Annotated in this window: 22 protein-coding genes; 7 read left to right on the forward strand and 15 right to left on the reverse strand. The window is 62.4% G+C overall.

Features of this window, described 5'->3' with window-relative positions; all coding sequences use genetic code 11:
- Window positions 1-78: 78 nt before the first annotated feature.
- Window positions 79-669 (reverse strand): Rv2732c family membrane protein, encoded by a 591-nt coding sequence (locus tag QM596_RS11850; protein ID WP_020907525.1) that lies wholly within the window; start codon window positions 667-669, stop codon window positions 79-81.
- Window positions 666-2,213 carry a tRNA (N6-isopentenyl adenosine(37)-C2)-methylthiotransferase MiaB gene (gene miaB, locus QM596_RS11855; protein ID WP_044480362.1) on the reverse strand — a complete coding sequence of 516 codons (1,548 nt, stop codon included), beginning with the start codon at window positions 2,211-2,213 and terminating at the stop codon, window positions 666-668. Before miaB ends, QM596_RS11850 begins: the two co-directional genes overlap by 4 nt.
- A gap of 231 nt (window positions 2,214-2,444) precedes the next feature.
- On the opposite strand from miaB, the gene gluA reads away from it, so the two are divergent.
- From gluA to QM596_RS11875, 4 genes are all read left to right on the forward strand, one after another.
- Window positions 2,445-3,173, forward strand: coding sequence for a glutamate ABC transporter ATP-binding protein GluA (gluA, locus tag QM596_RS11860; RefSeq protein WP_007735175.1), 729 nt, complete (start codon window positions 2,445-2,447; stop codon window positions 3,171-3,173).
- 126 nt (window positions 3,174-3,299) lie between these two features.
- Window positions 3,300-4,136: a glutamate ABC transporter substrate-binding protein gene (locus QM596_RS11865; protein ID WP_020907523.1), complete on the forward strand. Its 837-nt coding sequence runs from the start codon at window positions 3,300-3,302 to the stop codon at window positions 4,134-4,136.
- A gap of 99 nt (window positions 4,137-4,235) precedes the next feature.
- Entirely contained in the window at window positions 4,236-4,916 is a 681-nt protein-coding gene (locus tag QM596_RS11870; protein ID WP_019748198.1) for an amino acid ABC transporter permease, read from the forward strand.
- The gene (locus tag QM596_RS11875) at window positions 4,913-5,809 is read left to right on the forward strand and encodes an amino acid ABC transporter permease (RefSeq protein ID WP_007735172.1); all 897 of its coding nucleotides are present in this window, start codon (window positions 4,913-4,915) and stop codon (window positions 5,807-5,809) included. Before QM596_RS11870 ends, QM596_RS11875 begins: the two co-directional genes overlap by 4 nt.
- A gap of 115 nt (window positions 5,810-5,924) precedes the next feature.
- Here QM596_RS11875 and recX read toward each other — a convergent pair whose 3' ends face one another.
- The 8 genes from recX to QM596_RS11915 all read right to left on the reverse strand — a co-directional run bounded on the left by recX (window position 5,925) and on the right by QM596_RS11915 (window position 12,462).
- Complete coding sequence (gene recX, locus QM596_RS11880; RefSeq protein WP_020969471.1) at window positions 5,925-6,503, reverse strand: recombination regulator RecX; 579 nt, start codon at window positions 6,501-6,503, stop codon at window positions 5,925-5,927.
- An 8-nt stretch (window positions 6,504-6,511) separates the two neighbouring features.
- On the reverse strand, window positions 6,512-7,549 hold the full coding sequence (gene recA / locus QM596_RS11885) for a recombinase RecA (RefSeq protein WP_007735170.1): 1,038 nt from the start codon (window positions 7,547-7,549) through the stop codon (window positions 6,512-6,514).
- A gap of 305 nt (window positions 7,550-7,854) precedes the next feature.
- Window positions 7,855-8,049, reverse strand: coding sequence for a DUF3046 domain-containing protein (locus tag QM596_RS11890; protein WP_003942185.1), 195 nt, complete (start codon window positions 8,047-8,049; stop codon window positions 7,855-7,857).
- A gap of 52 nt (window positions 8,050-8,101) precedes the next feature.
- On the reverse strand, window positions 8,102-9,265 hold the full coding sequence (locus QM596_RS11895; RefSeq protein WP_070797202.1) for a glycosyltransferase: 1,164 nt from the start codon (window positions 9,263-9,265) through the stop codon (window positions 8,102-8,104).
- A 12-nt stretch (window positions 9,266-9,277) separates the two neighbouring features.
- Complete coding sequence (locus QM596_RS11900) at window positions 9,278-10,828, reverse strand: glycerol-3-phosphate dehydrogenase/oxidase (protein ID WP_020907520.1); 1,551 nt, start codon at window positions 10,826-10,828, stop codon at window positions 9,278-9,280.
- Window positions 10,829-10,830: 2 nt separating this feature from the next.
- Window positions 10,831-11,469, reverse strand: coding sequence for a TetR/AcrR family transcriptional regulator (locus tag QM596_RS11905; RefSeq protein ID WP_283309117.1), 639 nt, complete (start codon window positions 11,467-11,469; stop codon window positions 10,831-10,833).
- 73 nt (window positions 11,470-11,542) lie between these two features.
- Window positions 11,543-12,256 carry a PIG-L deacetylase family protein gene (locus QM596_RS11910; RefSeq protein WP_019748191.1) on the reverse strand — a complete coding sequence of 238 codons (714 nt, stop codon included), beginning with the start codon at window positions 12,254-12,256 and terminating at the stop codon, window positions 11,543-11,545.
- A 17-nt stretch (window positions 12,257-12,273) separates the two neighbouring features.
- Window positions 12,274-12,462 (reverse strand): hypothetical protein, encoded by a 189-nt coding sequence (locus QM596_RS11915; protein ID WP_019748190.1) that lies wholly within the window; start codon window positions 12,460-12,462, stop codon window positions 12,274-12,276.
- Window positions 12,463-12,687: 225 nt separating this feature from the next.
- Here QM596_RS11915 and QM596_RS11920 point away from each other — a divergent pair, with 225 nt between their 5' ends.
- The 3 genes from QM596_RS11920 to QM596_RS11930 are packed head-to-tail and all read left to right on the forward strand — an operon-like array spanning window position 12,688 to window position 14,573.
- Entirely contained in the window at window positions 12,688-13,284 is a 597-nt protein-coding gene (locus tag QM596_RS11920) for a biotin transporter BioY (protein ID WP_019748189.1), read from the forward strand.
- 6 nt (window positions 13,285-13,290) lie between these two features.
- Complete coding sequence (locus tag QM596_RS11925; RefSeq protein WP_019748188.1) at window positions 13,291-13,971, forward strand: energy-coupling factor ABC transporter ATP-binding protein; 681 nt, start codon at window positions 13,291-13,293, stop codon at window positions 13,969-13,971.
- Window positions 13,968-14,573: an energy-coupling factor transporter transmembrane component T family protein gene (locus tag QM596_RS11930; RefSeq protein ID WP_283309121.1), complete on the forward strand. Its 606-nt coding sequence runs from the start codon at window positions 13,968-13,970 to the stop codon at window positions 14,571-14,573. Before QM596_RS11925 ends, QM596_RS11930 begins: the two co-directional genes overlap by 4 nt.
- Before the next feature lie 38 nt (window positions 14,574-14,611).
- Here the strand turns inward: QM596_RS11930 and pspM are convergent, their stop codons facing one another.
- The 5 genes from pspM to pgsA all read right to left on the reverse strand — a co-directional run bounded on the left by pspM (window position 14,612) and on the right by pgsA (window position 18,064).
- A complete protein-coding gene (gene pspM, locus QM596_RS11935; protein WP_283309123.1) occupies window positions 14,612-15,457 on the reverse strand; it encodes a phage shock envelope stress response protein PspM in 846 nt (281 codons plus the stop codon).
- A 31-nt stretch (window positions 15,458-15,488) separates the two neighbouring features.
- Window positions 15,489-16,301 carry a phage shock protein PspA gene (gene pspA, locus QM596_RS11940; RefSeq protein ID WP_003942098.1) on the reverse strand — a complete coding sequence of 271 codons (813 nt, stop codon included), beginning with the start codon at window positions 16,299-16,301 and terminating at the stop codon, window positions 15,489-15,491.
- 156 nt (window positions 16,302-16,457) lie between these two features.
- Complete coding sequence (locus QM596_RS11945; protein ID WP_003942191.1) at window positions 16,458-16,838, reverse strand: helix-turn-helix domain-containing protein; 381 nt, start codon at window positions 16,836-16,838, stop codon at window positions 16,458-16,460.
- A gap of 90 nt (window positions 16,839-16,928) precedes the next feature.
- Window positions 16,929-17,426, reverse strand: a complete 498-nt coding sequence (locus QM596_RS11950; RefSeq protein WP_019748185.1) for a CinA family protein — start codon at window positions 17,424-17,426, stop codon at window positions 16,929-16,931.
- On the reverse strand, window positions 17,423-18,064 hold the full coding sequence (gene pgsA / locus QM596_RS11955; protein ID WP_019748184.1) for a CDP-diacylglycerol--glycerol-3-phosphate 3-phosphatidyltransferase: 642 nt from the start codon (window positions 18,062-18,064) through the stop codon (window positions 17,423-17,425). Before pgsA ends, QM596_RS11950 begins: the two co-directional genes overlap by 4 nt.
- Between the last annotated feature and the right edge of the window lie 65 nt (window positions 18,065-18,129).

Consider the following 18,129-nt stretch of genomic DNA (forward strand, 5'->3'; position numbering starts at 1 on the left):
CTTTGACAACAACGCCGGCTGACTCCGAAAGGAGTCAGCCGGCGTTGTCTTGCGCTATTGGCTAAGAGAACTTCCGTGTCAGCCGACGTTCCATTCCTGATGCTTCTCGGCTTCAGCCGCAGCGATCCGGCGTTGCTCCTCGGCGGCGAGCTGAATGTTGGTTCGCGTCCAGACCACCTTGAGCCAATGGAACGTCAAGAACACGACGGCAAACCATCCGATGACCAGCCCGATCGACGGTCCTGCCACGTTGAATCCGGCGGGAATGGTCTGACGTGACCAGACGGCCATCATTCCCAGCGCACTCGCCACGGCACTACCGGCCAGCGCGACCCACGCCAGACTCCAGCGCCGCGTCACGAGCGCGAGCATCGAGAATCCGATGCCGAAGATGACAACGAACCACACGAACAAGCGTGAGAACAGTGCAATCCGTTCACTTTCGGCGTCCTGGTTGTACGCGAGCACATCCCAACCGTTCGCCACTCCCGCATGGGGCAGTGCAAGGGTGCCGACCAGCACGAGCACCGCAACCGCGACAACCATGGCGCGCGCACCCGGATCGATTTCTCCCGCGACCTTGCGTTCCGCGTCGTCGAGGTCCTTGCGGTAGCCCTCGAAGGCGTCGTCGCCCGGCTGAGGTGTCTTGTTCTCGTGTTGCGAGGTCATGCGTTGCATCCCATCTGGACGGGTTGTGGGGCTGGGGCACCGATCTTCGGTAGTCCGAGACCTACGCCGATGGGCGGGGTCTTGGGTGTGATGCCCTTTTCGAACGAATCACCGGCGCGGGTCCGACGGTGTGTGAGCACTCCGTCATCTGCCACGAGGTGATGGGGGGCTCCGTGGGTGACGACGACCGTCACCACGTCGCCGGGTCGGATTGTGCCGTCGAGGTTTCCTTCGGGTCGGAAATGCACCAGGCGGCCGTCTCGCGCGCGACCACTGAGACGGTGAGTCGCTGCGTTCTTGCGGCCCTCCCCCGCGGCCACCAGTAGTTCTACCTCGGTGCCGACGAGTTTGCGATTTTCCTCGATGTTCACTTCTTCCTGAACCGCGAGCAATCGCATGTAGCGTTCCTGGACAACCTCTTTGGGAAGTTGATCAGCCATCTCCGCCGCCGGCGTGCCCGGGCGCTTGGAGTACTGGAAGGTGTAGGCGTTGGAGAATCGCGCCTTACGCACGACGTCCAGCGTCTCCTCGAAATCCTCTTCCGTCTCCCCCGGGAACCCGACGATGATGTCCGTGGTGATGGCGGCGTGCGGCATTGCGGCGCGCACCTTCTCGATGATCCCGAGGTACTTCGACTTGCGGTACGAGCGCTTCATCGCCTTGAGAACCTTGTCCGAACCGGACTGCAACGGCATGTGCAGTTGCGGGCAGACGTTGGGAGTGGTTGCCATAGCTTCGATGACGTCATCGGTGAACTCTGCCGGGTGCGGCGATGTGAACCTGACCCGTTCGAGGCCGTCGATGTGTCCACATGCCTTCAAGAGGGAGGCGAAGGCTCCGCGATCGCGCGGTTGTTCCGGATCGGCGAACGACACGCCGTAGGCGTTGACGTTCTGTCCGAGCAGGGTCACTTCCGAGACACCCTCGTCGACGAGTGCCTGCACCTCGGCCAGAATGTCGCCGGGACGTCGATCCACTTCCTTGCCACGCAAAGCTGGAACGATGCAGAACGTGCACGTGTTGTTACAGCCCACCGAGATGGAAACCCAACCCGCGTAGGCGGATTCGCGCTTGGCGGGCAGTGTCGACGGAAATGCCTCCAGCGCGTCGAGGATTTCGACTTCGGCGCGCTGATTGTGGCGCGCACGGTCGAGCAGCGCGGGAAGCGAGCCGATGTTGTGAGTGCCGAAGACGACATCGACGAACGGCGCCTTCTTGACGACGGTGTCACGATCCTTCTGCGCCAGGCACCCACCGACCGCGATCTGCATGTCGGGGTTCGCCTCCTTGTTCGGGGCGAGCTGGCTGAGGTTGCCGTACAACTTGTTGTCCGCGTTCTCGCGGACCGCACACGTATTGAAGACGACAAGATCAGGATCGGTTCCGGTCTCCGCCTTCGAATACCCGGCGTCCTCGAGCAGACCGGACAGTCGCTCGGAATCGTGGACGTTCATCTGACAGCCGTACGTCCGCACCTCGTAGGTGCGAACAGGCGTAGCAGTTGCCTCCGGAACTGCAGTCGGCTCCGGAAGTGCAGGGGACATTTCGTCGATCAGTGACACGCTTCAGCCTAGCTCACGTCCACTACGACGTGTAATAACGCCCTGATAAACAGCCGAAACGCGACATAAACGTCGTCACAGTAAAATTTCCATTACATATGGCAAGAACCATGGCGAAATCACGGGCGTCGACGCAAACTACGCCTAAGGTTCTCGTTTATGACCCAAGCCGACGATGCGACGACGCCGACCACCTCCGGCGATTCCACATCCATGATTTCGATGACCTCGGTGAACAAACACTTCGGGGAACTTCACGTCCTGCAAGAGGTCAATCTCGAGGTACCCAAGGGCCAAGTGGTGATCGTCCTCGGTCCGTCGGGCTCCGGTAAGTCGACTCTGTGCCGCACCATCAATCGCCTCGAACCCATCGACTCCGGCACCATCGCCGTCGACGGCAAGACGCTCCCCGAAGAGGGCAAAGCACTTGCCGCACTTCGTGCCGACGTCGGGATGGTCTTTCAGTCTTTCAACCTGTTCGCGCACAAGACGATCCTCGAGAACGTCATGCTCGCACCGATGAAGGTCCGCAAGGCAAAAAAGGACGAAGCCAAGAAGACCGCGCAGGCGTTGCTCGAACGTGTCGGTATCGCCAATCAGGCCGACAAGTACCCGGCGCAGCTTTCCGGCGGTCAGCAACAGCGTGTCGCCATTGCTCGCGCTCTTGCGATGCAGCCGAAGGTGATGTTGTTCGACGAGCCCACCTCCGCTCTCGACCCCGAGATGGTCAACGAAGTCCTCGACGTCATGACCTCCCTCGCGAAGGAAGGCATGACCATGCTCGTGGTCACGCACGAGATGGGCTTCGCGCGCAAAGCCGGCGATCGTGTGCTGTTCATGGCTGACGGCCAGGTCGTCGAAGACACCACGCCCGAAGAGTTCTTCACCCATCCCAAGTCGGATCGGGCCAAGGACTTCCTCGGCAAGATCCTCACGCACTGATTACAGTCTCCCCTCCGACAGTCCTGTCCTCGTCCACAAGACAACTTGCTCGACTGCACCGTTCACCTCGGCTGCACCGTTCATCTCGACTGCACTGTTCGTGTGTCGACAACTGAGAGGATCTTCATGAAGATCAATCGTTCCGTCCGTTTCGGAATCGGAATCATGGCCATCGCGTTCGCTGCCACGGCCTGTGGCGGCGGCGAGGAGAACAAGTCGATCACCGAGAGCGCTTCCGACGGCACTCTCACCGTCGGCATCAAGTTCGATCAGCCCGGCCTCGGTCAGCGCAACCCTGACGGCACCTTCTCCGGCTTCGACGTCGAGGTAGCCCGTTACATCGCAAACGAACTGGGCGTAAAGCCCGAAGGCATCACCTTCAAGGAATCTCCGTCAGCCCAGCGCGAGACCCTGATCCAGAACGGCGAGGTCGACTACATCGTCGCGACATACTCGATCACCGACACGCGCAAGGAAAAGGTCAGCTTCGGCGGCCCGTACTTCATCGCAGGCCAGTCGCTGCTCGTTCGCTCCGACAACACCGACATCACCGGCCCCGATTCCCTGACCGGCGGCAAGAAGCTCTGCTCGGTGTCGGGTTCGACTCCGGCGCAGAACATCCAGGACAACTACGCCAAGGACGTCCAGCTCCAGCCGCTCGACACCTACTCCGCTTGTGTCGAGGCTCTGCGCAACGGCGCTGTCGACGCTGTCACCACCGACGACATCATCCTCGCCGGCTACGCTGCCCAGTACCCGGGCGAGCTGAAGGTCGTCGGAGAACCGTTCACGACCGAAAAGTACGGTGTCGGCCTGGCCAAGGACGATTCCGAGGGTCGCGGCAAGATCAACGATGCCATCGAGAAGATGATCTCCACCGGCGCGTGGGAAGAAGCCTTCAACAACACCGTTGGTGCTTCGGGCTACCCCATCCCGGCCCCGCCCACCGTTGATCGTTACTGACCTGCTTTTTTCACCGTCAATCTCGCTGCGGCTCCCCCCTTCGGGAGCCGCAGCGCGTGACGCCACCAACGGAGATCCCGTGATCTGGGGAGACGGCAAGTGAACCTTCTGAGCAAGTACGGCGACCAGATTCTGGAAGCCTTCTGGACCACGATCCAGCTGACGTTCTTCTCCGCGATCGGCGCCGTCATCATCGGTGTCCTGATCGCGGCCATGCGCGTGTCACCGGTTCCGGTCGCCCGATTCCTGGGTACCGCGTACGTGACCGTGTTCCGCAACACCCCCCTGACACTGATTCTGCTGTTCTGTCTGTTCGGTCTGTCGCAGACGCTCGGAGTCAATCTCGCCAAGTCGGACTCACCGACGTTCTTGACAGACAACAACTTCCGACTCGCAGTACTCGGCCTCAGTGTCTATACCGCCGCGTTCGTGTGTGAGTCACTTCGATCGGGAATCAATACCGTTCCGGTCGGCCAGGCCGAAGCGGGCCGATCACTCGGTCTGTCGTTTGCACAAAATCTTCGGCTGATCGTCCTGCCTCAGGCATTTCGCGCGGTCACAGCACCGCTGGGTAGCGTGCTGATCGCACTGACCAAGAACTCGACCATCGCCGCGGTGATCGGCGTATCCGAAGCGTCAGCGCTGATGAAGAAGATGATCGAAAACGAAGCGGCGATCTTCGTCGTCGGTGGAATCTTCGCTGTCGGTTTCGTGATCCTGACACTTCCCATGGGCTTGATCTTCGGCAAGCTGAGCAAGCGATTCGAGGTTTCACGATGAGCAACCGCGCAACAGTCCTCTACGACGCGCCAGGTCCCAGAGCGCGAAATCTCTACCGATTCGCATCCCTTGTCGTCGCTGCACTCATGGTCGCAATCGGTTACGTCATCTACCGCGCACTCGACGAAAAGGGCCAGCTGACAGCAGCGAAGTGGGATCCGTTCCTCGAATCCACGTCGTGGACAACGTATCTGATACCCGGCATCCGGGGAACGCTGATCGCGGCTGCGATGTCCATCGTCTTCGCGCTCATCCTCGGTTCTGCCCTGGGTATCGGCCGACTCTCCGAGCACAACATCATTCGGAAGATTTGCGGCGTCATCGTCGAATTGTTCCGAGCAGTACCGGTTCTGATTCTGATGATCTTCTCGTATCAGGTGTTCGCCGAATACGAGGTCTTCAAGTCCAAGTACCTCGCACTCGCGGCAGTCGTCGTGGGTCTGACTCTGTACAACGGGTCAGTGATCGCCGAGATCGTCCGTGCCGGAATCAACTCACTCCCACGAGGGCAAAGTGAGGCCGCCAAGGCACTGGGCATGCGCAAGACGCAGATCATGGTGACGATCCTGCTCCCCCAGGCGGTTACCGCCATGCTCCCGGCACTGATTTCACAGATGGTCGTGGCGTTGAAGGACTCCGCCCTCGGTTACCTGATCGGGTATGTCGAGCTGGTGCGTCAGGCCCAACAGCTCGGCACCTTCTACGGAAACTTCCTGCCGGCGCTCATCGTGGTCGCCGCGATTATGATCGCTCTCAACTCGGCTCTGACCTTCCTGGCAACCAAGGTGGAGAAGCGCCTGCGTTCCGGAAAGCGAAAGGGCAAGGGCCCCATCGCGGCTCCGTCCGCCGACCCAGCCGTTTCGGTTCCGGGCATGGACCTGACCAAGCCGTGAATCAGATGGAGCCGTGAGTCGAATCCAGCCGCGTTAGCGCGAATACACAACAGGGCGGGGGTACCACCGAAATTCGGTGGTACCCCCGCCCTGTTGTTCTGAATGCTGCACTTCGCTACAAGTCGGTGACCGCCGCCATCTCGGCTTTGACCACCTCGTACGACATCCCAGCTGAATATCCCTTGCGTGCCAGCATCGAGACCAGTCGACGCGTGACCTTGTCACGATCATCGACGGGCTTGTTCTTCAGCTTCCGCCGAACCAGCTCCGCTGCTCGCTCGCGCTCATCTTCCGGATCGATCTGCGACAACGCTTCGGAAGCGACGTCCTGGTCGATTCCTTTGAGCCGCAACTCGACTGCAAGCGCACGCTTTCCCTTGCCCGAGTACGTATGCCGCGAATGAACCCATTGGTTCGCGAAGTCCGCGTCGTCGATCAACCCGATTTCCTGGAGTCGATCGAGGACCTTGGTAATGATCTCGGGTTCGAAGCCGCGTCCGCTCAGCTTGGTTTCCAGTTCGGAGCGGCTGCGCGCCCGGTCGGTCAGAAGGCGCAGGCAAGCATCTTTGGCCTGCGCCTCTGTCCCACCTTCTGCGCGTTGCGACGGCTTCTCGGATCGTTGACGGGATCGACGCCGAGGAGCGCCGTACTCTTCACGAGCATTCTCGCCGTTGTCACCGTCGTCGAAGCTCATGACTGAACTCAGAAGTCGGCGGGAGCTTCGTCGGTTGCAGTGACGTCAGCACCGATACCGAGCTTTTCCTTGATCTTCTTCTCGATCTCGTCACGGATATCGGTGTTCTCCAGCAAGAACTTACGAGCATTTTCCTTGCCCTGACCCAACTGGTCACCTTCGTAGGTGTACCAGGAGCCGGACTTGCGGATGAACCCGTGCTCGACACCCATATCGATGAGCGAGCCTTCCTTGCTGATGCCCTGGCCGTAGAGAATATCGAACTCGGCCTGCTTGAACGGCGGCGCGACCTTGTTCTTGACGACCTTGACTCGAGTGCGGTTACCGACTGCGTCGGTACCGTCCTTGAGAGTTTCGATACGACGGATGTCGAGGCGGACCGAAGCGTAGAACTTCAGTGCCTTACCACCGGTGGTGGTTTCGGGAGAACCGAACATCACGCCGATCTTCTCGCGAAGCTGGTTGATGAAGATGACGGTGGTGCCCGAGTTGTTCATGGCACCGGTGATCTTGCGCAGTGCCTGACTCATCAGTCGAGCCTGCAAACCGACGTGGCTGTCACCCATCTCGCCTTCGATCTCGGCGCGAGGAACAAGAGCGGCCACGGAGTCGATCACGACGATGTCGAGGGCGCCCGAACGGATCAGCATGTCGGTGATTTCGAGAGCCTGCTCACCCGTATCGGGCTGCGAGACCAGGAGTGCATCGGTGTCGACGCCCAGCTTGGCTGCATAGTCGGGATCGAGTGCGTGCTCCGCGTCGATGAACGCCGCGATGCCGCCGTTGGCCTGAGCATTGGCAACTGCGTGCAGTGCCACGGTGGTCTTACCCGAAGATTCCGGGCCGTAGATCTCGATGACGCGGCCACGCGGCAGTCCGCCGATACCCAGCGCGACGTCGAGCGCGATGGAACCGGTGGGAATGACGGCGATGGGCTGACGAACACCCTCGCCCAGGCGCATCACCGAACCCTTGCCGAAGTTCTTGTCGATCTGCGCCAACGCGAGGTCGAGTGCCTTGTCCCGATCAGGTGCCTGTGGTGCCATCGTGATCCCCATCCTTGTTTCAGTCTTCAGTGCCTGCCTGAGCAGACTCCGTCTCTTCAGCGCCTGCCTGAGCCGACCCTGTTGGTGTGTTGCGATCAGAGTAGATCCGGCCACCGACAGACTTTTCGATCTTGCTTTCGCGCTTGTCGATCACTGTGCTTGTCGATCACTGTGCTTGTCGATAACCGTGCTTGTCGATAACCGAAAGTTCGCAGTTACGAAAGGAGCGTCACCACCGAACAGCTTCAGCATAGACGAACACGTGTTCGAACAGAAGATGGGAGACGTTCGACACGCCGAAAAAATCAGCGGCGGGCGGGCGGTACGTCGAACTCCACACAGAGCGCACGCCACACTTCGCGAGGCTCCCAACCTGCTTCGACGGCCTCCGCAGCAGTCATTCCGTCGAGACTCTGGAGTACATGGTCGATCAGCATCGAGTCGCCTCGTACCTGCCCGAACTCTTCGCGCACCATTTCATGAAATTCGGTCAACCGCACAGCCGCCACCGTAGTCCACAGAACGGTGCACCTGCATTCAGGCGCAACATGCTCACGCCGTCACACCGCCGTTGACCACCTGTCGGCACACCGCCACCGGATCGGTGACCTGCGACGCAGTCGCGGCAGCGGACATCGCAGCTTCCGCGAATCGTTTGTCGGAGAGCACCTGCAGTACGGCATCGCGAATCGAGCGGGCATCTGCGGGCCGCACGATCACCGACGTCCCTGCCCGCGCAGCGCGATTGGCCAACTCCCACTGGTCCCCACCCCCGGGAACGACGACCGTCGGCACGCCGGCCAGCAAGGCCTTCGCTAACATGCCGTGCCCGCCGCCGCACACCAACACCGACGCGTCACGCAGCATCGCGTCCTGGCGTCCGAGACCTGCACGAACCCAATCGGGATGCTCGCCTTCGGCTCCGTCGAGCATCGACGCGATCAGCCGCACACCGGCTCCGCCGAGTCCTTCGACCGTGCCCTCGAACATTCCCACTGCGCCGGTGTGCGCCGTGGAGGGCGCCACCATAACCAGCGGTTCGTCACCTGGCGGTGGATCCAGAATCACCTCGGTCGGCTCCCAGAGAAGCGGGCCGACGACGTGAGCGTGCTCCGGCCAGTCGGGACGTGGCACTTCCAGTGCCGGAAGTGTTGCGATCAGGCGAGCATGCGGGCCTGGATCCAGGGCGGGTAGCCCGATGCCGACACGGGCCTGCGAGCGCTGCGCCAACCCTTGCTTGATCGAACGTCCTGTTGCGGCGCGCATCAGGGTGTCGCGAAGTCGACCACGAATTCCGATGCCGGGCGCGAGCCCACTGCCGATCGGCGGTAACCCCCGCGACGGTGAGTACAGCGGGTGAGGCGAAAGTTCCACCCAGGGGATGCCGAGTCGTTCGGCGGCCAATCCGCCTCCGGCAGTGAGGATGTCGGAGACGACGAGATCCGGGGAGACGGATTTCAGGTCGGGAAGCAGTTCGGTGGAAATATAGGCGGCGCGCGAATGAATCCGAGCGCCTGCATCAAGATCGTCGTCTCCCGGCCGCGGGGCCAAGCCCTTGAGAGGCTCGGATTCCACGCCGGCCGCTCGCGCTGCCTCGACCCACCGGGTCCCCGTGTACAGAATCGGGTCGTCGCCGGCCTGGATCAACGCCAGCGACAACGCTATTGCGGGAAAAGCATGACCCGGGTCCGGCCCGGCAACAACGGCTACACGCACCGGATCAGAGTGTCACACCGAGTGAAAGGCCTGTTCCGCCGCACCCAGTGCGCGTTCGCGATCCGAAGCCACCAATCCGATTCTCGTCCTGCGATCAAGGACGTCGTCGACGTCGAGTGCGCCTTCATGCGATACCGCGAAATCGAACTCGGCGCCGCAGATCTCCAAGTCCGCAACCGATCGGAGTCGATCGCTGCTCGCCGCGGCCACGACCTCGGCCTCTGTGCCGTATCGCGCCACCAACGACGCCGGTGCCTTGATCTTTTTCAATTCCACCGGTGATGCAGCGCCTACCAGCGGCAACGCGCGTGTCCGACACGCCCCGGCGCTCAGCGATCCGACCTCGACCGCGGCGTCGACGGCGTCTTCGGCCATCTTGCGGTACGTCGTGAGTTTTCCGCCCACCACCGTGACCAAGCCCGAGTCCGAACGGACTACAGCGTGATTGCGCGAGAGGTCGGCCGTCGAGCCTTCACCGGTGTCCAGCAGCGGACGCAGACCCGCGAAGGTCCCCAAGACGTCCTCACGGGTCAGCGGAACTTCCAACGCCGTGTTCACGGTGTCGAGCAGGAACTCGATCTCGTCCTCGGACGCCGTCGGTACGTCGGGTACCGGCCCCGGCGCTGCTTCGTCGGTCAACCCGAGGTAGATCCGGCCGAGCTGCGCGGGCAGGGCGAAGACGAAACGGTTGGTCTCGCCGGGAATCGGCACGGTCAGTGCTGCCGTGGGGTTCCCCAATCGCGCTGCATCGAGCACCAGGTGCGTCCCGCGGCTGGGGCGCAGGGTGATGCTGGAGTCGACCTGATCAGCCCAGACACCGGTCGCATTGACCACGACGCGGGCACGCATCAAGAACTCGGACCCGGTCAACTCGTCGCGCAAGGTGGCCGACGTTCCGGATACGTCGTATGCACCGACGCGGGTCAGGATTCGCGCGCCGTAGGACGCTGCGGTTCGGGCGATGCCGACGACGAGCCGGGCGTCGTCGATGAGCTGCCCGTCGAACGCGGTCAAGGCGCCTCGTAGGTTCTCCTGCTTGACCGCGGGAGCCAATTCGCGCGCCCGCGCAGCGCTGACCGTCCGTGATCTGGGTAAAACCGAAGCCGGGGTTCGCGCCGACATGCGCAGAGCGTCACCGGCCAGGAAACCGGTACGCACCAGGGCCTTCCCGAAGAACGACGTTTCGGGCAACAGCGGTACGAGTTGAGGCATGGCGCGAACGAGGTGCGGCGCGGTGCGCGTCATGAGAATGCCGCGCTCGACCGCACTTTCACGCGCTATACCGACATTGCCGGAAGCCAGGTACCGAAGGCCGCCGTGTGCCAGTTTCGAACTCCAGCGGCTGGTGCCGAACGCGAGGTCGTGCTTTTCGACCAGCGCAACACTGAGCCCACGAGTCACGGCGTCGAGAGCGACACCGACACCGGTGATTCCGCCGCCGATGACCAGGACGTCAACCGAATCGCCGTTCGCCAACTGCTCGAGCTCACGAGTACGCCGCTGTGCATTGAGAGCTGAATCGCCGCCTGCTGAATCACTGCCTGCTGAATCTCGAGGGTCCACAGCTATTCTCCCGAATTCTTTGCAGGTGCCAGATACGCAGCGACCGCATGTCTGAGTTGCTCGACCGACGCGTCGGCGGAAAGTTCCGGCTCGAGAGTCGGTGCGGAGATGACGACGGACTGAGCCATCAGTAGAACCATCGCCGCAATCGCGTTGACGCTTCCCTCGCGAATCGAACCGTCTTGTTGACCGGCAGCGACGACGGAAGTGATCAGTTCGAGAATCGACTTCTGGCTCGCGCCGAGTCGGTCCACGATGTAGGTGGTGAGCAACTCTTGATCAGCGTGCCGAATCTTCACGAAGAGCGGATGGTCGCGAATCTGGCCGACGACGTCCCCGATCGCTTCCACGAGCAATGTGGCCGCAGACCCGGTGAAGGTCACCTCGGGCAGCACCGATCGAATCTCCCGGGTGAGCAGATCCGCGACGACGGCTCGCGTGTCCGGCCATCGCCGGTAGACGGTCGGCCGGCTCACGCCGGCGCGACGCGAAATCTCCGCAAGTGTGGTTCGCTGCATTCCGAAATCGAGGACACACGACCTTGCTGCGTCGAGAATCACGTCGTCGATCTCGCGGCTGGGGATGCGCTGACCGTCTGTCTTGCGAGGGACAATTGGGCCATCTGCGTTACGGATTACCATCGTGTGTAACACAATACCGGACAAGTCACCGGTAATCCCGTCGGGACTTGCGAGTTCTCTCGCTCAGAGATCATCAGAAATAGTACAACTCGAAACCAACTGCGCGCTCGGCGTCGAATCCAGGCTTCGGTCCGCTGACCATGTCGATCTGTGCGCGCGCCTGTTCCCGGATCGGCGTGGAACTCAACGCCGCCAGATATCGCGCATGTTCCGCGAGCGAATCCACGGCGCGATCGACCGTCGACGTCACGTCGACGCAGTGTGTAGGAGTCATCGTGTTGACCGCAACCCACCGAACGCCGGACCACGGCGCCAGTCCCTGCGCCGTCAATGACGGAAAGATCCATTCGTTCGCCGCATCAGCGGTCGCGTCCAGGACGCTGATCCCGAGCGCTCGGTGATCCGCGCTGTTGAGGTAGCCAGGTCCCCAGGTATGGGAGAAGTTCATCGTCACCACCAATTCCGGGCGGTGACGACGAATTGCTGCGGCGAGAGTCGAGCGCAACTCCAAGCCTTCCACGAGACGACCGTCGGGCAGGCCCAGGAACTCCACCTCACTGACACCGACGATCGCGGCCGAGCGACGCTCTTCTTCCTCGCGGACCGGGCCGGACTCCTCGGGCGACAGACCGGCGATTCCGGCCTCGCCGCGCGTGGCCAGGACATATCGCACGTCTTTGCCGCGATCGGTCCACTGCGCCACTGCTGCGGCTGCGCCGTATTCGATGTCATCGGGATGCGCCACGATGACAATCGCGCGCTGCCAGTCCTCGGGGAAGTTTTCCATAGGGCAGATTTTGCCCGTCAGAACCGCGAAGCGGGCGAATTGTCGTCACTTCCCGACATCGCCTTCACCAGGAAATAGATTCCGAAGCCGACAGCGCCGACCACCAGAACCCAGAAAAGCCCCTTGATCAGCGCACCGACCACCGCGAGTGCGACCCACACCAGTACGACGGCCAAAACGATCTTCCAAAACATGCTTGCCTCCAACGTGCCGTTGAATAATCAGTCGAATCGGACAGGTGCTGCGTCGTCCGTAGAACCAGCCTGACAGGTCTGGCGTGACAAAGCAGCAGCTCAGCGGCAAGTTCAGGTAAAGATCAGGGTTCACCCCGAGACCGGCCCTCACGCAGGTCAGGTGTCCAACCCATCGGAGCTTGCTCCTGGCGTAAACTCGCGAAGTTCGATCCCGTATGCCGAAGGAGCACGTCCGCAGTGTCTACGACCCGTTTCCCCGCTCGCGATCTCGCGCATGTAGCCGTCTTCGCCGCACTCATCATCGCGCTGGGCCTCCCCGGGTCGATCAACATCGGCATCTCCGGTGTACCGATCACACTTCAGTCCATGGGCGTCATGATGGCCGGCGCTCTACTCGGACCGCGCAAGGGTGTTCTCGCCGTCCTGACGGTCATTGCCCTGGGATTGGTCGGTCTACCGGTCCTTGCCGGCGGTCGCACCGCACTCGTGTCTCTCTCCAGCCCGACGGCCGGATTCCTCATCGGTTGGATCCCGACGGCGTTTGTCATCGGATGGCTGACTGCCAAGATGCTGCCCAAGTACCGGATCATCGCGGGCATCGGCATCAACCTTCTCGGCGGCGTGGTCATTCTCTACGCGTTCGGCATCGTCGGAATGATGGTCCGCGGACACATGAGCTTCGTTGCCGCATGGTCGGCCAACGCCGCCTTCATTCCTCTCGACGCCGCAAAAGCGGTCGTCACCGCGTTGGTCGCGTCCCAGGTTCATCGGGCATACCCAGCACTGCTGCGCGACTCGGTGATCTCGTCGAACAAGACCGTGGTGGCGAATTAATCTCCGATGAGTGAGATCGTCTTCGAGAACGTCGGACACAGCTTCGGTGAACGAACGGTCCTGCAGCAGATAAATCTGCGACTGAGCGAGCAGCGAATCGGAATCGTGGGTGCGAACGGAAGCGGAAAGTCGACCCTCGCTCGCATGATCAACGGACTGGTCGTTCCGACGGAAGGACACGTCCACGTCAACGGCTTGGACACGGCGAAGAAGGGCCGCGACGTACGCAAGCAGGTCGGATTCGTCTTCACCGATCCCAACCACCAGATCGTGATGCCGACGGTTGCAGAGGACATCGAATTCTCGCTCCGCCGTAGCGGATTGGGCAAAGCCGAGCGCGCCGCAAAGGTGGCCTCGGTGCTCGAACGCTACGGCCTCGCCGGGCACGCCGACCATCCCACCCACCAGCTTTCGGGCGGGCAGAAACAGCTCCTCGCGCTCGCAGCCATCATGGTGACGGAACCGAACGTACTGGTCGCCGACGAACCCACCACGCTCCTCGACCTTCGCAACTCTCGGCTGATCAGCTCGGTATTCGAGTCACTCGATCAGCAACTGATCGTCGTGACCCACCAACTCGATCTCCTCGAATCCTTCGAACGGGTGTTGGTCGTCGACCAAGGACGCGTCGTCGCTGACGGCTCCCCCGCCGACTCCATCGATCACTACCGGTCGTTGGTCTCGTGACCACTCTCGGCGTCTACCGTCCGGGCTGCTCACTCCTGCACCGGATGCCGACGGGGATCAAGCTCTTCGCCTTGGTCGTGGCCATTCTCGCCGTCTCGATCTTCGTGCGTGAGCCGTGGCAACTGGCAGCTCCCACGATCGTCGTTGTGACCCTGTACGCGATTGCGCGCATTCCTCCGATGACTGCGATCCGGCAGCTGCGTCCGGCGCTGTGGATGTTGCTCTTCATCGGGGCGTTCCAGCTGGTAGTCGCGGGATGGCAGCGAGCGGCCGTCGTTTGCGGGGTTCTGATCATTTCGATCGCCTTCGCGGCGATCATGGGTCTGACCACACGGATCTCCGAGATGCTCGACGCGATCACCAGATTTCTGACACCCTTGCGACGCTTCGGCGTCAATCCCGAACGGATCGCCTTGCTCCTCGCAATGACGATCCGGTGTATCCCGCTGATGTTCGAGGTCATCACACAGGTGTCCGAGGCACGCAAGGCGCGAGGGCTCGGATTCTCGCTGCGATCCTTCGCAGTGCCGGTCATCGTCGGCACCCTGATGACCGCGGACGCAATGGGCGAAGCATTGGCGGCACGCGGCGCCGACGACTGAGATGTCGAACAGGGAGCATTGATCGGCGCGAGGGCCGATCAGTTGTACTTGCGGGTGATGTCGTCCACCTCGCCGATGGCGTCGGCAAGCGCCGAGAGCCGCTCGGCGGCCGCGTGCAGCGCCGAAAGCTCTCGGTTGAATCCCACGAGCGCCGACGGGCTGTGAGGCGCTGTCAGAGCAGCTGCCGAAGTCACCAGATCCTCGTACTGATCCAACCCCGACTGCAACTCACGGACTGCGCCGTCGATGGTGGGATCAAGAGGTTCGGTTACCTTCGGCGTCGCGGCCACGGCGCGTTCCATCGCGACGACATCCGAAGACACCGCGAACATCGCTCTCAGTGCCGAATCGGCGGTAACAGTGATTTCGTCCAACTCACCGGGGTCGATGGTGTCGGCGCGTCTGAGCACACTCAAGATCTCGAACAGCGAAGTCTCGGCGCCGATGAGGCGCGACATCGGGATGAACGCGCGAGACGACGACGGTGGCAACCGCCGGCGAATCGGCGCTGACGGCGGTGGGCCGGAACTCATCGAACGGTAGCGGCTGACCGCGATCACGGCGGGAACCGCGAACAGTGCCGCTCCCCCGCCTGCCACGACCACCGACCACTCTGGAGCCGACGCGACGGCGAGGCCGGCCGTGCCGACCACGGATCCCCCGGACATGAAACCCCAACGCTGAGCGCGTCGGCGCGCACGGGCACGCTTGCGCTCGAACTTGGCCCGCGGGTCCTGCCATCGCCGAGCGGCATCCGCCGCCGAAAGCCCGACCTCGCGCAATGTATCCGCGGTGCGTCCCAAGGCTCCGAAAGCGCCGGATACGGAAACGGGAACGGCCGACCGGGGCTCACGCCCAGATCGACCGTCTCGTGAAGAAAACATCAGAGCATCACTGCCGACATCGAGGATTCGGCTACTGCCCGGTCTGACCGGCAGCCGGGGGCTGCTTCTCGACGGACGGAGTCGCGGGAGTGGCTGCTGCGCCGCCGGACGGCAGCGCCTCGCCCTTCATGGATGCCCGAATCTGCTCGAGGCGACTGTGCCCTGCCATCTGGACCGAGGCCTGCTGGACCTCCATCATGCGGCCCTGAACGGAGTTCTGGGCGAGCTCGGCAGAGCCGAGTGCGTCAGCGTAGCGACGTTCGATCTTGTCGCGCACAGCATCGAGGCTGGGTGTGTTGCCCGGAGCCGACAGCGTGCTGTCCATGGAACGAAGGGACTCGCTCACGCGCTCCTGCATCTTGGCCTGCTCGAGCTGGCTGAGCAGCTTGGTGCGCTCGGCAACCTTTGCCTGCAGTGTCATCGCGTTCTGCTCGACGGCCTTCTTGGCCTGAGCGGCTGCCTGCAAGGACTGGTCGTGCAGTGCTTTCAGATCCTCGACGCCCTGCTCGGCCGTCACCAACTGGGCCGCAAAAGCTTCTGCAGCGTTGGTGTACTGAATCGCCTTGTCGTTGTCGCCGGCAGCAGCGGCCTGATCGGCGAGGTTGACTGCCTGGCGCGCGTTGGCGTTGAGCTTTTCGACCTCGTCGAGTTGACGGCTGAGCTTCATCTCGAGTTGACGCTGATTACCGATCACCGACGCAGCCTGCTGGGACAACGCCTGATGCTGGCGCTGTGCGTCCTCGATCGCCTGCTGAATCTGAACCTTTGGATCTGCCTTCTCATCGATCTTCGAATTGAAGAGCGCCATCAGGTACTTCCAGCCCTTGACGAAAGGATTAGCCATTGGTTTGATCCTGCCTCCATCTGATGCGCCGCGCCGAACGCGACCCGGAGCGCGACCGTCGCGCACCGAAACAAGGGCTGCGCCCTATCTGCTCTGACCCCACCTGCTGGAAACCGGCGGTTACGTACAAAATCTATCGGTTACGGCCGGTAGTGGCTACGCCGCCGCCAACCTTCGAGCGTTCGGTGCCGGAATCACGACGCGGGTGTCGCGTGCGATAGTCGGCGAACCGGAAGCCGAGACAGAGCCGGAAGCCGACACGGCAGGTTCGGCAACCTGCCGACCAGCTACCGGAGCGCTCTTCTTCGTGGCCAGGGTCTCGCTCACGTCGACCAGCACGTCGGACAGTGGGACTGCGAGCGCATCACAGATCGCTGCCAACAATTCGCTCGATGCTTCCTTACGTCCACGTTCCACTTCGGACAGATAGCCCAAGCTCACACGCGCGCTGTTCGACACCTCACGTAGCGTGCGGCTCTGCGAAACGCGCGTACGCCGGAGACTGTCACCGATTGCCTCACGCAATAGCAGCGCCATCTCGCTCCTCCTTCATCCGTGACCTCATCGTGCATGGTCGTACGTCTTCACAATCGTCAACGTCCGAACACATCCGATTGGTTCCCGAGCCTATCGTGCCGCACGCTCTACGACACGATCACGCAACCGCGACACGGCAGTCGCGACCGCGGTTGTCCGAATCTCCCACCGTTCGCCGCCGAGCGCGAGCGGTTCGCATTCGGTTCCGTCAGGGCCGGCGATACCGAGAAACACTGTTCCGACCGGGTGTCCGTCCTGCTCACTCGGACCGGCGACTCCGGTCAGACCGATACCCCAGTCCGCACCGCACTTCGTCCGGGCACCGAGCGCCAATGCCACCGCCGTGCTCTCGGACACGGGGCCGTCCGTTGCCAGGCGGCCTGGATCCACACCAGCCAGTGTTGCTTTCAGGTCGGTCGCGTACACGACCAGACCCCCACGCAGCACCGCGCTCGACCCCGGCACCGACGCGACTGCAGCCGTGAACAACCCTGCTGTCAGAGATTCGGCGGCGGCGACAGTCTGCTTCGCGGCGCCGAGGGCCTCGACAAGTTCGACCACTCCGAGTCCGAGCAGCGGGTCGGTCATGACTCGACTGCGCGAACTCCGGCGCGAAGCCTGATCGCCTGCACGATGTATTCGATTCCCGTCGCCACCGTCAGCACGACGGCAGCAGCCATCAGCAGCCCGCTGACGATGTCCCAACTGCTCGGCAGCGGGCAGAGGTAGAACCCGATCGCAACGGCCTGCACGAGGGTCTTGAGCTTGCCGCCCTTGCCCGCCGGGATGACCGCGTGCCGCAGAACCGCGAACCGCAGCAGCGTGATTCCGAGTTCCCTGGCGATGATCACTCCGGTCACCCACCACGACAGGTCACCGAGAACCGAGAGCCCGATCAGCGCGGCTCCGATCAGCGCCTTGTCCGCGATCGGGTCCATGAGTTTCCCGAAATCGGTGACCAGACCGTACTTCCGAGCCAATTGGCCGTCGATCCGATCCGTGATCGCGGCGACGATGAACACGCCCATCGCCCCGAGACGCCACCACGTCGAGTGTCCGCCGTCGACGAACAGAACAACGAGAAACACCGGAACGAGAACCATTCGGATCATCGTGAGAATGTTCGCGATGTTCAGCAACGGAACCGGGTTGTCCGCGACAGGTGTGCCGTCGGACGGGCCGACGGCGGCGCGATGGGCGTCGGTCTGATCGCGCGGGGTACTCATCGGATCACCGCACAGGCGGTGAGCCGAACCCGGGATACAGCCGAGCGGCGCGGGAATTGCGTGGG

Source organism: Rhodococcus sp. IEGM 1406, from assembly GCF_030056745.1.
GTDB lineage: Bacteria > Actinomycetota > Actinomycetes > Mycobacteriales > Mycobacteriaceae > Rhodococcus_F > Rhodococcus_F erythropolis.

Coding starts and splice junctions, on each gene's coding strand:
- QM596_RS11925 (WP_019748188.1), top strand. CDS start 13,291: ATGAGTGAGATCGTCTTCGAGAACGTCGGACACAGCTTCGGTGAACGA.
- QM596_RS11850 (WP_020907525.1), bottom strand. CDS start 669: ATGACCTCGCAACACGAGAACAAGACACCTCAGCCGGGCGACGACGCC.
- QM596_RS11910 (WP_019748191.1), bottom strand. CDS start 12,256: ATGGAAAACTTCCCCGAGGACTGGCAGCGCGCGATTGTCATCGTGGCG.
- QM596_RS11950 (WP_019748185.1), bottom strand. CDS start 17,426: ATGACCGACCCGCTGCTCGGACTCGGAGTGGTCGAACTTGTCGAGGCC.
- recA (WP_007735170.1), bottom strand. CDS start 7,549: ATGGCACCACAGGCACCTGATCGGGACAAGGCACTCGACCTCGCGTTG.
- QM596_RS11945 (WP_003942191.1), bottom strand. CDS start 16,838: ATGGCGCTGCTATTGCGTGAGGCAATCGGTGACAGTCTCCGGCGTACG.
- QM596_RS11905 (WP_283309117.1), bottom strand. CDS start 11,469: ATGGTAATCCGTAACGCAGATGGCCCAATTGTCCCTCGCAAGACAGAC.
- gluA (WP_007735175.1), top strand. CDS start 2,445: ATGATTTCGATGACCTCGGTGAACAAACACTTCGGGGAACTTCACGTC.
- recX (WP_020969471.1), bottom strand. CDS start 6,503: ATGAGCTTCGACGACGGTGACAACGGCGAGAATGCTCGTGAAGAGTAC.
- miaB (WP_044480362.1), bottom strand. CDS start 2,213: ATGTCCCCTGCACTTCCGGAGCCGACTGCAGTTCCGGAGGCAACTGCT.
- QM596_RS11865 (WP_020907523.1), top strand. CDS start 3,300: ATGAAGATCAATCGTTCCGTCCGTTTCGGAATCGGAATCATGGCCATC.
- pspA (WP_003942098.1), bottom strand. CDS start 16,301: ATGGCTAATCCTTTCGTCAAGGGCTGGAAGTACCTGATGGCGCTCTTC.
- pgsA (WP_019748184.1), bottom strand. CDS start 18,064: ATGAGTACCCCGCGCGATCAGACCGACGCCCATCGCGCCGCCGTCGGC.
- pspM (WP_283309123.1), bottom strand. CDS start 15,457: ATGTTTTCTTCACGAGACGGTCGATCTGGGCGTGAGCCCCGGTCGGCC.
- QM596_RS11875 (WP_007735172.1), top strand. CDS start 4,913: ATGAGCAACCGCGCAACAGTCCTCTACGACGCGCCAGGTCCCAGAGCG.